The organism is Campylobacter concisus (assembly GCF_002913765.1).
Lineage (GTDB): Bacteria > Campylobacterota > Campylobacteria > Campylobacterales > Campylobacteraceae > Campylobacter_A > Campylobacter_A concisus_BB.
Map to the genome: position 1 here is coordinate 24,745 of NZ_PPCH01000022.1, position 14,798 is coordinate 39,542.

Consider the following 14,798-nt stretch of genomic DNA (forward strand, 5'->3'; position numbering starts at 1 on the left):
AGCCTGCTCAATTTGGCTACTTGGCTGGATCACTTTGTCGCTTGTGGTCGATGATAAATTTGCAAGACCGGGAAATGACATCTTGCTAAAGATCACTCGTATAGTTCTTGTTGGCGAGTTTGCCTTGCTATATTTTTTTAACTACAACAGCAGCCTTGACATAGAGACTTTAATAAAGTCAAATTTGACAAAGTCGCTGCTTTTAGTGCTAAACTCCTATATGCTGCCATCGCTTGTGACGCTACTTATATTTGATATAAAAACATATATCGCTAGCAAAAATGAGTAAAATTTTACGTATTATTTTATGTAATTTATACTAAATTTAGCCGTTTTGCTCTTTACTATCTTTTTTATAAGCTCCATATCGCTGTTCATCGCTAAACTCATGAAGCAAATGCCGTTTGCGCCAGCTTTTATGGTCTCTTTGTAGTTCCCGCTGTCTAGTCCGCCAAGTGCGTAAATTTATTGGTTTTTGATCTTTGTTATACATTTATATCGGTATTTGTTTCTTATTTTGAAAGACAGACTAACAACATTTTGTAAAAGATTTATAGCTAAATTTGCATTATTTTAAATAAATACTATACAAAATAGCATTTTAAATAATAAAAATTAAATATATATTTTTATTTTATTTATAAATTATCATATATGCTTAAAAAATTGTTAAAAAACTTGATAGTAATGCTATCAAGGTTAAGTATATTTTTATCACTTTGTGCTATAATCTGCCAAAAATTTAAAACAAGGAAAAGAAAATGGCAGATAAATTTGAATTTCAAACCGAGGTCAATGACCTTTTAAATTTGATGATCCACTCTCTTTACTCAAACAAAGAGATATTTTTAAGAGAGCTCATATCAAACTCAAACGACGCACTTGACAAGCTAAACTACCTATGCTTAACTGATGAAAAGTATAAAAGCTTAAGCTGCACTCCAAGGATCGATATCAAAGTAGATGAAAAAGCCAAGACTTTAACCATCAGCGACAACGGTATCGGTATGGATAAAGACGAGCTCATCGCAAATTTAGGCACCATAGCAAGAAGTGGCACAAAAGGTTTTATGCAAAGCTTAAGCGGTGACGCAAAGAAAGATAGCTCGCTGATCGGCCAGTTTGGCGTGGGCTTTTACTCAGCATTTATGGTGGCAAGCAAGATCGAAGTCATAAGCAAACGAGCACTAAGTGAGAAGGCCTATAAATGGACATCTGATGCAAAAAGCTACGAGATCGAAGACGCTAAAAAAGATGGCTTTGGTACGGATATTATCTTGCATTTAAACAACGATGAATTTGCAAATTCTTGGCGTATCGAAGAGATAGTTAAAAAATATTCAAACCACATCCCTTATCCTATATTTATGGATAAAGAGAGCTATGTCGCACCAAAAGAAGGTGAAAAAGAGGGCACTTATGAGACTAAAAACGAGCAGATAAACAAGGCAAATGCGCTTTGGAGGCTAAGCAAATCAAGCCTCAAAGAGCAAGACTACAACGACTTTTATAAGCAAATTTCACACGACAGCAGCGATCCGCTACTTTATATCCACACAAAAGCTGAGGGTAAGATCGAGTACTCGACACTATTTTATGTGCCAAGCACTGAGCCGTTTGACCTCTTTAGGGTTGATTATCAAAGTGGCGTGAAGCTCTATGTGAAGAGGGTTTTTATAACTGACGATGCAAAAGAGCTTTTGCCGCCGTATTTAAGATTTATCAAAGGTGTGATCGATGTTGAGGATCTGCCGCTAAACGTTAGCCGCGAAATTTTACAAGAAAATGCGATCATGCGAACCGTTAAAGAGCAGAGTGTGAAGAAAATTTTAAGCGAGTTTGCAAAAGTAAAAGAGAGTGACCGCGATAAATACATAAAATTTTACAAACTATTTGGCAAGGTTTTAAAAGAGGGACTTTACGGTTTTAACGCTGAAAAAGAGCAAATTTTGGATCTTTGCCTATTTAAAAGTTCAAAAAGAGACGGACTTATCAGCCTAAAAGAGTACAAAGAGGCGATGAAAGAGGATCAAAAGTCGATCTACTACATCAGCGGCAACAACGAAAATATGCTAAGAAATTCGCCACTTCTTGAGAGCTTTAAGAAAAACGATATCGAAGTGTTAATAATGGACGAAGAGATCGATACGATCGTCATGCCAATGGTCAATGAATTTGATAAAACACCTCTAAAATCAGTCTCACACGCTGATATAAACGACGAGATCAAAAACGATGAGAAGGTCGATGAGAGCAAGGTTGCAAACACGCTTGTTAAGATGAAAGAGATCTTAAAAGACGAAGTTAAAGATGTTAGGCTAAGCTCAAGGCTCTCAAGCTCGGCTGCGGTACTAATATATGATAAAAACGACCCTGATTACGCTATGCAAGAGATGCTAAAACAGATGGGACAAGGCGCAAATGCTCCAAAAGTTAAGCCGATCTTGGAGATAAATGCTGATCATGAAATTTTTGCCAAACTTGAGAAAAACGAGGCGATGATTTATGACATAGCGCCTTTGCTTCTTGATATGGCAAGGCTAAATGAGGGCATGAGCTTAGAAAATCCAGCTAAATTTTCAGAGCTTCTAACAAAAGTGATGATAAAAGCTATATAAAATTTGTAAGCCCAAAGAAATTTGGGCTTTTTAAATTTGTAGACTAGTAAAAGCCTAAAATACGAGCTAAGTTAAATTTGGCTCCATTGTTAGTTTGGCTTTTACTTATTTTTGCTCTTTGTATTTTAAAACTTGAGCGTAAATTTCATCTTTTAGTTTTAATTTTTCTTTTTTCAAGGCATCAAGCTCAGAGGCTTGCGCTGCTTTGCTATCTATCTTTTCATTTAGCTCGTCATGCTTTTTGCAAAGTGCGGCAAAATGAACATCAGCTTTTTTCAACTCATTTATGAGATCAGTGTATTCGTGTAACATACGTAGCTCCTGTAAAAAATTTATAAATTTTAACAAGGCTTTGTAAATGTTTGGCTATCTAAATTTAGATCTATAAAAGCTTCTAGTATAAGTTGGTTAAGCCAAATTTATCACAAAATGCAAAAACTAAACGTATTTTAGCTCTTCTGGCTTATGTTTGCTCTTTACTAGGCGTTTGGTTAGCCGTATGCCATCAACTGTACCGATGACTAAAAGCTTTGTGCCTGTGCCAATTAGAGTGTCGCCATTTGGCATCGGGATAAATTTGTTATTTATGTCTCTAATGCCTACCACGTCAGCATTTGTGATATTTCTTAGGTGTGTCTCTTTTAGTCTTTTAAACCTTATCCAAGAGTAGTCAGGCACAAGAATTTCTTCTATATCGATAGGCGAGCTTTTTGTGTATAGAAATTGCTCGAGTAAATTTTCCATATCAGGTCTTACGCTCATGGCACTTAGACGCTGTGCGACTAGGCGAGATGGGCTGACTACGTTATCAGCACCAAGTTTTTTAAGCCTTTGTGTGTCATCTTCACTATCGGAGTTTGTGATGATATGGTAAGGTTTTTTGCGGCCTATCTCTTTTTCATAAAGTCTAACAGATGCGATAAGTGCGATATTGTCAGCGATATTTGGGCTAAGAGTGATTAGTCCTTTTGCACTTGATAGATGCGTTTTTAAAAAGGCGATTTGAGTGTGAGGCTGAGCTTTTATGAAGTATGGATACTTGTAAATTTGAGCTAGTTCTGCGATATCTTCTCTGTCATCGACCACTACAAATGGTATGTGATTTTCACGAAACTGAGCGCTAAGCTCGATTGTGTAGAGGTTGTGATAACAAATAACGAAGTGATTTTTTAGTCTTGCGATCTTGTAAAGCATACGCCTTTCCTTTAAAATGCTAATTAATGTGCCTCTTTTTAGAACTTCTACAACGATACCGATTGATAGCGTAAAAATAATGAAGCCAACAAGGATAAATGTTATAGTAAAAATTCGCCCCTTTGGAGTTATGGGCGCAACTTCGGTAAAACCGACCGTCGTGAAGGTCATACCTGCTTGGTAAAAGGCATCTATAAGAGAGAAGTTATCTATAAAGATATAACCCAGTGTTCCAAAAAGTAACAGTAGTACCACTGAAATTAGTGGAAATCTAAAAGGTTTTAGTTGTTCGTAAAGCTCAGTATCTAGGCTTATTTCTGGTTTTGCGGAGTTTGACCAGTTGAGGAATTTTAAAAGTCTTGAGAGAAAAGACATAAATTCCTCTTCATTTTATCTCTTAGTTTGACTGCTTTTTCATAGTTCTTAGAGTAGAAGCAGCAACTTTTATTCTTCTTGTTGTGCCATCTTCTAGAGTAACACGGATAGTTCTAAGATTTGGTAAAAATCTTCTTTTAGTTTTATTGTTGGCGTGGCTCACGTTGTTGCCTACCATTGGTCCTTTGCCAGTTATCGCACATCTTTTTGACATTTTTTTTCCTTATAAACAAAAATTTCTGCTGATTTTATCTAAACAAAACCAAAGTATTGCTTAAAATGAAGATTTATATTTATAAGTTTTGTTGATTTTTTATTTAATTAAGGCTAAAATAGCCCCAAAATAAAAAATCGGTAAAACAAAAATGCTAACTAAAAATCAAATAGATGAAATTTCAAATTTTATCTATACAATGCCCGATGTTTTTTATGAGTGCCAAAAGCACTTAGATGAGGGCGACATCACTGCTGCTATGGAGCTTTTTAGGGGTAGTGAGACTTTTAAAGCGTACTTTGCTACGATAGTAAATTTAGGCGATTTTGGCGTTCAAAACTACACTAGAGATATCTATGCGATGGCTTATCCGCTAGGCATAGACAACCTAAAAATGATAATTTGCTCTTATTTTGTTTTTATCAAATCTCCAAAAAGATATAAAAATTTTGGTGTAAATTTACACTCGATGATGGAGTTTAATGCCAAATTTCTATCTGACTGGAGCAAACTTCTAAACTATCTTGGGCTAAAAAATCAAAAAAATTTGTTTCTAGCTGCCTACGCGCTAATTTTGCTTATATTTTGCGAGCTGATCTTTTTGAAGTATCCACACTCGCTTAAACATATCGTTGGCTTTTCTGATATGAGCTTTGATAGGATCTTGCAGCGAAGGTTTGACATTTCGCTATTTGGAGTACTTTTAAAGCTTGCGGGATGGGATAGTGACAGGCTCAATAGAGAAGAGGTTTTGGCCTTAAAATACTTTAAAATTTTGCTCTCTTATGAGGCAAGCACTGCTAAATTTTTTGACTTTGGCATAGATAGGATCACCGATGTTAGCGTCCATGCTTCGGCTGATATGGTTATAAATTTAAAAAAGGCTCTTAGAAAATGAAAGTAACTTTTGAGGGCTCTTTAGCCATTGTTAGGCCATTTGGATTTTTAGAGGTTAATATCACCCCTTCAAGTATCAAAAAGGCCGATATAGAGCAAATTTGCGCAAGGCAGATAAGTGCCATTTTGCTTTCATTAAAAAATGTCACATTTTTTAGCCCACTTTGGCTAAATAGCACATGCGAGCATCTATCAAGCATCGCTAAGCAGATAGGCGCTGAGTTTGCAGTCTGCGACTATGACGATACTTTTTACGAGCTTGTCGCAAAGACTTCAAAAAATATTTTGAGATTTTCACTCTTTGAAAATGAAAAAGTTGCGACGCTATTTTTAAATGATACTTTAGCAGATAGCAGCGAAGCCATCGTGATTTATAACAAAAACGAGCAGTATAAAGACTATATCAACTCGCTTTTGGAGCAAAAGTGTTACAAGTGTAAATTTGTAAAAAGCGTAGAAGAATTTAACGCTGCCAAACAAGCTTACAAATACACCATCAGCACCTTAAACCACATCGTTTTAGGCAAAAAAGAGTTTAGCACCTTTGTAAGAGGTGACGTTGTCATTTACAAGACGGCAGGTCTCATAGATAGCTCTTTTGTGCAGAAATTTGACTATAAATTTCACGAAAGGTTGCAAAAGATAGGCTTTAAATTCTTTGTTTTTTGGTCTGATTCGGTTGGCGCTTTAAATACCATAGGTGCTAGCTTTTTGATAAAGCTATCTGAGCTGAGCCAAAAAAGTGGCGCTATAGTGGCAATTTGTGGCTTAAATGAGGGCAACATCTCAGAGACACTTGCGTCAAATTTAAAAGCGGCAAAGATACTTTTATATAAAAAGATGGATGACTTTTTCAAAGATGACTCGACGCTCTATTTTAAAAAGCGCCTTATCGACATAGAGCCCACAAAGATGAATAAAAGCTTGGTTGAGTTTTTGCCACTTGTGATCTCAAGTGTCACAGACGTGCTCTCGCCTTTGATAGAGAGTGAAATTTTATGCCTTGATGCGAAGATCAGCAACTTTAATGTAGAGGGCGAAAATGACTATTTGCGGGCTTGCGTGCTCTTTTATGGCGACGTACAGATGAGAATTTTGCTTGGTGTTAAAAAGGACAAGCTTGGTAAAATTTGCTCTATTTTTTCAGATAATGGCGATCTGGAGTGTGGCTGTTTAAGCGGATTTTCTCAAATTTTTAGTATCATTGCAAGCAAAATTTTAGATATTTTCATCGAGAGAAATTTAAAGGTAAAACTTAGCAACTTTAAATTTTTCGAAAATGAGATGTTTTTTGACAGGGCAAGCAGTGGAATTTTTGCCACATTAAATGCAAAAGAGAGCCAAACTGGCGTGATTTTTATAAGTAAATAAGGATTTAAAATGTACGTTGCACCTAGTATTTTGTCGGCTGATTTCGGAAATTTAGCAGCTGAGATAAGAGCCATTTGCGAGGCTGGGTGCGATCTGGTGCATGTTGATGTTATGGATGGGCATTTTGTGCCAAATTTAACCATCGGGCCAGTCGTGGTAAGTGCCGTTGCAAAGGCTGCTACAAAGCCACTTGATATTCATTTGATGGTTGAAAATAACTCATTTTTTGCTGACCTTTTCTTGCCGCTAAAGCCAAAATTTCTAACCTTTCACATAGAAGAAGAGAAGCATCCAATGAGACTCATCGATCACATCAGAAAAAATGGCGTTAGCCCTGGCATCGTGCTAAATCCGCACACGCCAGTTAGCGCGATCGAGCATATCATAGATGAAGTCGATATGGTGCTTTTAATGAGCGTAAATCCCGGCTTTGGTGGTCAGAAATTTATGCCAGTCGTGCTTGAGAAAACAAGGGCGCTAAGGGAGCTAATAGAGCGCAAAAACGCCAAGTGTCTCATCGAAGTAGATGGCGGCGTAAATGGACTAAATGCGCCTGATCTTGAAGAGGCTGGAGCTGATGTCTTGGTGGCTGGCAGCTATATCTTCTCATCAAATTCTTACGAACAAGCCATTCGCGCCATAAAGCTTGAGTTTTGAAACCAAAAAAACAGCGTTTAGAAAATAGCATTGAAATTTTAGCTAGGCAAAATTTAGGCTATCACGAGTTTATCTTAAAATTTAGCGATATCGAGGAAATTTCATCGCTCATTGACGTGCGAGACCTTGATATGTGGCGAACTCTCGGGCTTGACATCACTAGAAATGAAAGCAACGAGATCGAGCTTGGCACGAGATTTAGAGATATTAGCGAGCAAGAATTTTGCGTCGTGGATATCGAAACGACTGGTGGCACGACAAATGGCCAGATCATAGAAATAGGCGCTATAAAAATGAAAAATGGCACCGAAATAGGGCGTTTTGAAAGCTTTGTAGCAGCTAGTGCGGTGCCTGAAAATATCACAGAGCTAACTGGTATAAGAGCAAGCGATCTAGTCGGTGCGCCAAATTTGCTAAACGTGCTGGAGCGGTTTAAAATTTTTCTTGGAACTAGCGTCTTTATCGCGCACAACGTAAATTTTGACTACGGATTTATCTCGCATAGTCTAAATGAGATCGGCCTTGGCATACTGCTAAATAGAAAACTCTGCACCATCGATCTTAGCCGCCGAACAATAGCTTCGCAAAAATACGGCCTTGGCTCGCTAAAGGAGCTTCTTGGCATAAACAACACCCACCACAGAGCCCTAAATGACGCAATAGCAGCAGCCGAAATCTTTAAAGTCTGCCTCAAGCGCCTACCTTTTAGTATCCAAACGACAGAGGATCTCATAAGCTTTAGCAAAAATGCCCCAAGCGTAAAGCTAAAACCAGAGCCAGTTTTAAAAGCTTTGGAGTAGGGTGAGTTTTAAATTTAAGCCACTTGGCTGGGAATTTAGAAATTTGATTTAGCTATGACCTATTTAAGCGAGATCGTCTGTCTTTTCGCGGTTTGCGATCATTGTGTTTTTCAAAACGCCGCGATCTATCCGCGCACACGCCAATCTTTACAAAATCTCCTAAAACAAAGTTGCCATTGTGATAAATTTCTCGTGAATGCCAGTTTCTGTATGCGCATAGCCAAGCCATCGCTACTGATGACGCAGTTTGCTAGGCGGTTTTGCTTTTGTAACAAATTTAGAGTTTGTATTAATCTGAATAAATTTATTTTCGCTAAAACTGCGGGTTAAATTTGGAGTTAAATTTAGCTAGAAACTAAAATTAGTCTTTGGATTTAAGATTTAGGATTTATGGTAAAAATGGCTTTTAAATTTAAGTTTAAAAGCCATTTATCTTTTAGCTCTCTTTTAAAAGCTTGCTTGCAAGCATATCTGCTTTGGCTTTGTCGGTGTCTTTTTTTACGGATTTATAAATTTTAGAGATATAGTTTTCCAAAATTTCATGGCAAGAGATCACTTTTTCACCCTCGCGTCTAGCTACTTTTGTGTATTCGCCGTTATTTTGTAGCTCAAATGCTAGGTCGTTATCGCTTAGCTGAAGCTCTAAAATTTCAAGCAGTCTCTCTTGCAGTCTTGGCTCAAAGATAGGTGTCATAAGTTCCAAGCGGCGCTCTAAATTTCGTGGCATCCAATCAGCGCTTGAGATGTAAATTTTTGGATTGGCGTGTTTGAAATATAAAATTCTAGCATGCTCCAAGTATTTGCCGATGATCGAGCGAACTCTGATGTTTTCACTTTTGCCTTTTACGCCAGGCCTTAGTCCGCAAACACCTCGGACGATTAAGTCGATCTTTACGCCTGCGTTTGAAGCACGGCTAAGCTCGTTTATCACGTCTTCGTCTATTAGCGCGTTCATCTTAGCGATGATCCTGCCCTCGCTGCCTTTGCTAACCTCCACTCTTATCTTTTCGATGATGCGCTCTTTTATCTGAAAGGGCGACATGCTAAGGGCGTTTAGACGGCGGTTTTTGTTATATCCTGAGAGGATGTGAAAAAACGAGGTCGTATCTTGGCTAAATTCCTCTTTGCTCGTAAATAGGCTAACGTCAGTGTAAATTTTTGCTGAGCTACCGTTGTAGTTGCCAGTGCCAAAGTGCATGTAAAATTTGAGTTTATCGCCGATCTGGCGGATCACTTGGCTAACTTTTGCATGGACTTTAAAGCCTGTGATGCCATATATCACGTGTGCGCCAGCATCTTCAAGTGCCTTTGCCCAGTGGAGGTTATTTTCTTCATCAAATCTCGCTTTTAGCTCGACCATCACGGTTACTTGCTTGCCGTCGCTTGCAGCGTCTATCAGGCTTTGGATGATCGGTGAGTTTTTATCGACCCTATAAAGCGTCATGCGTATCGAGATCACCTTTGGATCTTTGCTAGCCTCTCTTATAAAGCTAACGACTGGATCAAAGCTCTCAAATGGATGAACTAGTAGCACATCTTCTTTGTCTATGGCGTCAAAAACTGAGATGCCGTTGCCAAATGGAGGCAGGGTTTTTGGGGCGTAGGGCGGGTTTGCTAGGTGGCTAAAGTTCTTGCTCCCAGCTATCTCCCAAAGAGAGCTAAGTGTGAGCGGGATGCTTGAAAAGTAGATATCTTTGTGAAAAATTTTCATGTGAAAATTTAAAAACTCTAAGATATCAGCGTCTGCATCTTTATCTATCTGCATACGCACAAAAGCCCCTTTTCTACGAAGCTTTAGCCCTTGCTCAAGTATCATCATAAAGTCATCCGCCTCTTCTTCTTCGATGACGATATCAGCGTTTCTTGTCACTCTAAAAGCAGCCGAGCTAATAAGCTTATATCCTGGGAAAATTTCTTCTGCGTGGCGGTGAACGATCGTTTCTATTGGCACGAAGACGTTGCTACTTGGCTGGGTAAATCTTGGCAATACTCTTGAAATTCTTATCATGCCGTATTTTAAAATTTCAGGATGCTCTATGTCAGCAAGCTTAACGGCAAGCGAGAAGCTAAGGTTGTTTAGGTGAGGGAATGGATGTGTCGCATCAACAGCGATAGGCACGATAACTGGCAGGATGTTTGAGAAAAAGTATTCGTCGCATTTTTGCTTTAAGCTATCATCAAGCTCGTCATAGTTTTTGATAAAAAGACCCTCTTTGCTAAGCGCATCAACGGTGTTTTTGTAGTGAGCCTCGACTAAATTTTGCTCATCTTGCAGGTACTTTCTGATCTCACGTAGTTGATCAAGTGGACTCATGCCATCACTACTACTTGTCGTCACTCCAGCTGCAAAAAGCTGCTTTAAACCAGCCACTCTTATCATATAAAATTCATCAAGATTTGTCATATAAATGGCTATAAATTTTAGCTTTTCAAGTAAAGGTATGCCCTTTTCACACTGAGCGAGCACCCTTGAGTTGAAGCGTAGCCAGCTTAATTCGCGGTTGATAAAAAGAGTTTCATTTTCGCTCATCATTTTCTCCTTATAATTTTTGATTATTTTACGATATGTGCGGTTATAAAGTTCTTATTTTGTTAAAAATTTAGTTACAATAGTGCAAATTTTAAACGTAAAGGTTTCTTATGTCGGATTATATTATATTAGTTGGCATTTTTGTTGTGGCGGTTGTTGTCTTTGCGCTTATCAAAAAGGTCTCTTTTTAGCCTTTAAATTTCTCCCACCACAAGTAGGCAAAGATGAGCCCAAAGCCCTTGACCTTGCTCTCGTCAAAGGCAAATTTCATCATATCTTCTCGTTTTATAAAAACTAGCTCGATATCCTCGCCATCGACGCCACCGCCCGCATTTACCTTCATGCTCTCATTGATCTTTGCGTAAAACATCGTTTGCATGTTGCCGCCAAAGCCAAAAGCGCCATACGTCATCGTGATGCGCTCCATCTCTTTTAGCTCGTACCCGACCTCTTCGACTGCCTCTTCTCTAGCGGTCTGCTCTTCGCTTAGCCCCTTATCCATAAGCCCTGCGCAAAGCTCATAAGTAAATCCTTGCTCGCTTGTTTTGATACCTTCTTTTTCTTGCGAGTACCAAACGGCTGGGCGAAACTGCTTTACAAACAAAAATGCATCTTTTTGCTCGTGATATAAAAATATGCTGACGCTATTCATCACTTTGACGCAGTCCCAGTCTCTTTGTAGGCCATTTTGCTTAAATTTCATCTTAAATGGCTTTAGATATTTTGACTCACCAAGAGGTAAAATTTCTAAATTTGTTATAGTAGTATCCATTTTGCAAGTCCTAAAAAGCTAAAAAATCCTATCGCATCGGTAAATGTAGTAAGAATGACCGCCGAGCCAACAGCAGGATCGATGTTAAAGCGCCTTAGCGTCAAAGGTATGATCGTGCCAAAAAAGCCAGCAAAGAATAAATTTGTAACCATACTAAGGCCAATAACCACGCCAAGCATACCTTTATCAAACCAAACAGCGGCGATGACGCCCATGATAGTGCCAAAGATGAGGCCATTTACGAGTGAGATCGTCACCTCACGCTTTAAAACGCTCTTTGCATCTTTAAATTCTATCTCGCCAAGTGCCAAACGACGAACCGTAACGGCAAGTGCTTGCGTGCCAGTGTTGCCACCCATTGAAGCAACTATTGGCATAAGCACGGCAAGTGCGACGTAAGCTGCGATCGTCTCATCAAAAAGTCCGATGATAGATGAGCTAAAAAGTGCTGTTAGTAAATTTACACCAAGCCAAACCGCACGGCCACGACCAGCTTTAAATAGCGTATCGTCCTCTTCTGACTCGTCATCAACGCCAGCTAGGTTATAAATTTGCTCTGTAGCGCTTTCTTGGATGTAGTCGTGGATATCATCATACGTGATACGACCTAGCAAAATTCCAGTGCTACTTGTAACTGCGATAACGTTTAGATCGTACTCTTGAAACATATCAGCGACATCTTGCATGAGATCCATATCGTTTGCCATGTGAGGCTTGTAGTGGTCGATCTGGGTTGATTCGATATTTTGTTTTAGTGTCTTTGTGAAGTCAAAGAGGATGAGATCTTCAAGCGGGATGGCGTATTGTAAGACACTATTTTTATCGATGATGAAAAGCTGTGAGACGTTTTCTAGTTTGCCTTCTTGCTTCTCTTGTCTTAGTCTTGCGACTGCGCTGCCAAGCTTCTCTTCAAGATGAGCTGAAAATAGCTCTGTTTGCATGTGCGCACCAGCTCTATCCTCATCGTAGCTTCTAAGTCTTAAAATTTCGTTTTGATTTTCTTTATCTAGCTCGTTAAAAAGCTCTCTAGCCTTGTCCTCATCGATATCCTCGATGTATTGAAGTAGGTCTGTCGCATCGTCACTCTCTAGCTCTTCAAGCGCTTCTACGATCTTTTCAGCTGGGAGCGTGTCGATCACGTCTTTTAGCATGTGATCAGGCAACTCTATCGCCACATCACCCAAAATTTCAGGATCTAGTTTTTCAAGGTACTGAGCAAAAAGCTCTTCATCGTGCTTTTTAAGTGTTTTAAGATGCTGGGCAAGCTCGTAAGCAGAGAGCTCGCCGTCTTCTAAATTTTCATCTAAGTGCTGATCTATCAGCTCTTTTGCTTCTTCTAGTTCTTGGCTCAAGTTTTACCTTTAAAAATCTATTACGTTAGGGAAAAATTCCACCTTATGATACTCTTTGTCGTTGCTTAGAGCTTGTCTTATCAGCTCGTCATCTCTATTTACGACTGCTTTAAATTTAGCCGACTCTTTTTTATCTTCTATATTTTTTACGACCTTGATGGCGCTTTCTGGATTGATCGGCTTGCCGCCTAGATAGAGGCCAAAGTGTAGGTGAGGGCCGGTGCTCATTCCGCTTGTGCCAACGTATGCTATTAGCGTGCCTTGTTTTACTTTAAGGCCGCTTCTTATGCCCTTTGCAAAGCCGTTTAGGTGGGCATAAAGTGTCTCGTAGCCGCCAGCGTGAGAGATGATGACGGTTCTGCCATAACCGCTCTTTTGACCGACAAATTTGACCGTGCCATCGCCTGCAGCCTTGATCGGTGTGCCTTTTGGAGCACCGTAATCAACCCCAAGGTGCGCTCTATATCTTTGAAGGATAGGGTGCCATCTTTTTAGAGTGAAATTTGATGTGATCCTAGCGTTTGCAAGAGGGCGAACGAGCAAAAATTTATCATTTTTCTTGCCGTTTTTATCATAAAATTTATCTTCAAATTTATACATCACATAGCGTTTGTTTTTAGTCTCTATCATCGCTGCGTAAATTTCAGGCGTACCAAAAGAGCGCCCCATGCGTAGTTTTTGGTTATAAACGATAGCGATCGTATCGCCTTTGTTTATCTTTTTAAAATCGATCCCGCTACCGCTAAAAACCTCTTTAAAACCAAGTGCTAGCGTGCCAGAGCCAGTGTAGTCAAAGATATCTTCAGAGACTGATTTATCGACTTTTAGGGCTAAAACTTTATCTTCGCTTTGGTATAAGATCGGGATAAACTCAAGCTGAAATTTACCCTTGTCATCTCTATAAATATGTATCTGAAGCTCGTCACTAACGGGGATGAGAGCTTGTTTAACCTCGCCGTTATCGTCTTTGTAAATTTGATATTTTGTGCCAGCGATGATCTCTTCTGTTAGCTCTTGATCTTCGCTTGCTAGGTTGTAGTAAAGTGAAAGTGGGATTTTATTTGTCTCTAGGAAATTTAAAAAGCTGCTGCCATTTGGCCAACTAAGCTCGTCAACAGTTGGTTTTATGGCATATAAATTTATACATAATATTGCAAAAATCACAAAAATACGAGGCATCGATATCCTTTTAAAAAGCTGGGAGGGATTTTAACTAAAACTTGCTTTAATTTTGCAAAAGATAAAGCATTTTAGGCTATAATCGCTCTAAAAATTTAAACTTAGGAGATATTTTTGAAACGTATAATCGTGATTTTATCGCTGTTTTTTGGCTTTGCTTTTGGGGCTGATTTTTCTTTAAATGAGTATAGAACTCCTCTCATTAGCGTCGAGAGTGACGGCACAGCAACGATAGTTGATAGTCCTGAAATTTTGATCGGATCAAGTGGCGTCGTGCTTCATAAATTTGACACTGATAGCTCTATCATCGCAAGAGTGAGCGTTGTCTCAAAAAATGCCGGCTTTGCGAAGGTTAGATTTGAGGTGTTTGACCTACTTGAGCAAAAGGCTCTCCCACTCCCTGGCATCGCACCTGCAAGTGGAGATATAGTCGTGCTAAACTACCTTTATAACCGCTCACTAATCGTCGTGCCAAATAAAGAAATTTATGAAGAGGTTTTGGGCGCATTTCCTAATATGATATTTATCCATCCAGACCTTGTCGGAGCATACTTAAGCTACGAATACAAGCCAAATCCAAGCAGAGATGACTTTAGAAAAATGTGCGCTCAAAGTGCAGCTGGCCTTATCTTTGTCGCTATGGATGGCAGAAGCGTTTTTGCTGATTGCCAAAGCTTTAAGGTGCTAAAAGAGTTTAAAACTGGCGAGGTTGAGTACTATCAACTACCATTTTACACAAGAGTTAGCGACATAGACACTGTATTTTGGAAGCTAAATAGCGAGCACATCAACAACTACGACGCTCACTACGAAAAACTTTTTGAAGAAGATAACTGATA

Annotated in this window: 14 protein-coding genes; 7 read left to right on the plus strand and 7 right to left on the minus strand. The window is 39.1% G+C overall.

Going from position 1 to position 14,798, the window contains the following annotated elements; all coding sequences use genetic code 11:
* Window positions 1-34 precede the first annotated feature (34 nt).
* Both CYO89_RS10390 and htpG read left to right on the plus strand, forming a co-directional pair.
* Entirely contained in the window at window positions 35-289 is a 255-nt protein-coding gene (locus CYO89_RS10390) for a hypothetical protein (protein WP_181001894.1), read from the plus strand.
* Between the two features lie 472 nt (window positions 290-761).
* Window positions 762-2,618, plus strand: a complete 1,857-nt coding sequence (htpG, locus tag CYO89_RS05935; protein WP_103597549.1) for a molecular chaperone HtpG — start codon at window positions 762-764, stop codon at window positions 2,616-2,618.
* A gap of 105 nt (window positions 2,619-2,723) precedes the next feature.
* Here htpG and CYO89_RS05940 read toward each other — a convergent pair whose 3' ends face one another.
* The 3 genes from CYO89_RS05940 to rpmB form a co-directional block, all read right to left on the minus strand.
* Window positions 2,724-2,930: a DUF465 domain-containing protein gene (locus CYO89_RS05940; RefSeq protein WP_021089071.1), complete on the minus strand. Its 207-nt coding sequence runs from the start codon at window positions 2,928-2,930 to the stop codon at window positions 2,724-2,726.
* Window positions 2,931-3,056: 126 nt separating this feature from the next.
* Window positions 3,057-4,187: a potassium channel family protein gene (locus CYO89_RS05945; protein ID WP_009293929.1), complete on the minus strand. Its 1,131-nt coding sequence runs from the start codon at window positions 4,185-4,187 to the stop codon at window positions 3,057-3,059.
* A gap of 22 nt (window positions 4,188-4,209) precedes the next feature.
* On the minus strand, window positions 4,210-4,401 hold the full coding sequence (rpmB, locus tag CYO89_RS05950; protein ID WP_002942221.1) for a 50S ribosomal protein L28: 192 nt from the start codon (window positions 4,399-4,401) through the stop codon (window positions 4,210-4,212).
* A 151-nt stretch (window positions 4,402-4,552) separates the two neighbouring features.
* Here rpmB and CYO89_RS05955 point away from each other — a divergent pair, with 151 nt between their 5' ends.
* From CYO89_RS05955 to CYO89_RS05970, 4 genes are read left to right on the plus strand one after another with little or no spacing between them, the layout of a single operon-like run.
* Window positions 4,553-5,299, plus strand: coding sequence for a hypothetical protein (locus CYO89_RS05955; RefSeq protein ID WP_103597550.1), 747 nt, complete (start codon window positions 4,553-4,555; stop codon window positions 5,297-5,299).
* Window positions 5,296-6,669, plus strand: a complete 1,374-nt coding sequence (locus CYO89_RS05960; RefSeq protein WP_103597552.1) for a prephenate dehydrogenase — start codon at window positions 5,296-5,298, stop codon at window positions 6,667-6,669. The genes CYO89_RS05955 and CYO89_RS05960 overlap by 4 nt, the downstream gene beginning before the upstream one ends.
* A gap of 9 nt (window positions 6,670-6,678) precedes the next feature.
* Window positions 6,679-7,326, plus strand: coding sequence for a ribulose-phosphate 3-epimerase (rpe, locus tag CYO89_RS05965; RefSeq protein ID WP_009293926.1), 648 nt, complete (start codon window positions 6,679-6,681; stop codon window positions 7,324-7,326).
* Window positions 7,323-8,126 carry a 3'-5' exonuclease gene (locus CYO89_RS05970; protein WP_021093221.1) on the plus strand — a complete coding sequence of 268 codons (804 nt, stop codon included), beginning with the start codon at window positions 7,323-7,325 and terminating at the stop codon, window positions 8,124-8,126. The genes rpe and CYO89_RS05970 overlap by 4 nt, the downstream gene beginning before the upstream one ends.
* Before the next feature lie 436 nt (window positions 8,127-8,562).
* Here the strand turns inward: CYO89_RS05970 and CYO89_RS05975 are convergent, their stop codons facing one another.
* The 4 genes from CYO89_RS05975 to CYO89_RS05990 all read right to left on the minus strand — a co-directional run bounded on the left by CYO89_RS05975 (window position 8,563) and on the right by CYO89_RS05990 (window position 13,959).
* Window positions 8,563-10,680 (minus strand): RNA degradosome polyphosphate kinase, encoded by a 2,118-nt coding sequence (locus CYO89_RS05975; RefSeq protein ID WP_258032546.1) that lies wholly within the window; start codon window positions 10,678-10,680, stop codon window positions 8,563-8,565.
* A gap of 163 nt (window positions 10,681-10,843) precedes the next feature.
* The gene (locus tag CYO89_RS05980; RefSeq protein WP_103597555.1) at window positions 10,844-11,428 is read right to left on the minus strand and encodes an NUDIX domain-containing protein; all 585 of its coding nucleotides are present in this window, start codon (window positions 11,426-11,428) and stop codon (window positions 10,844-10,846) included.
* A complete protein-coding gene (gene mgtE / locus CYO89_RS05985; protein ID WP_103597557.1) occupies window positions 11,413-12,780 on the minus strand; it encodes a magnesium transporter in 1,368 nt (455 codons plus the stop codon). The genes CYO89_RS05980 and mgtE overlap by 16 nt, the downstream gene beginning before the upstream one ends.
* A 9-nt stretch (window positions 12,781-12,789) precedes the next feature.
* A complete protein-coding gene (locus CYO89_RS05990; protein ID WP_009293916.1) occupies window positions 12,790-13,959 on the minus strand; it encodes a peptidoglycan DD-metalloendopeptidase family protein in 1,170 nt (389 codons plus the stop codon).
* A 114-nt stretch (window positions 13,960-14,073) separates the two neighbouring features.
* Between CYO89_RS05990 and CYO89_RS05995 the strand changes: the two genes are divergently transcribed.
* Window positions 14,074-14,796, plus strand: a complete 723-nt coding sequence (locus CYO89_RS05995) for a plasminogen-binding N-terminal domain-containing protein (protein ID WP_002942758.1) — start codon at window positions 14,074-14,076, stop codon at window positions 14,794-14,796.
* The last annotated feature ends 2 nt before the right edge of the window (window positions 14,797-14,798 follow it).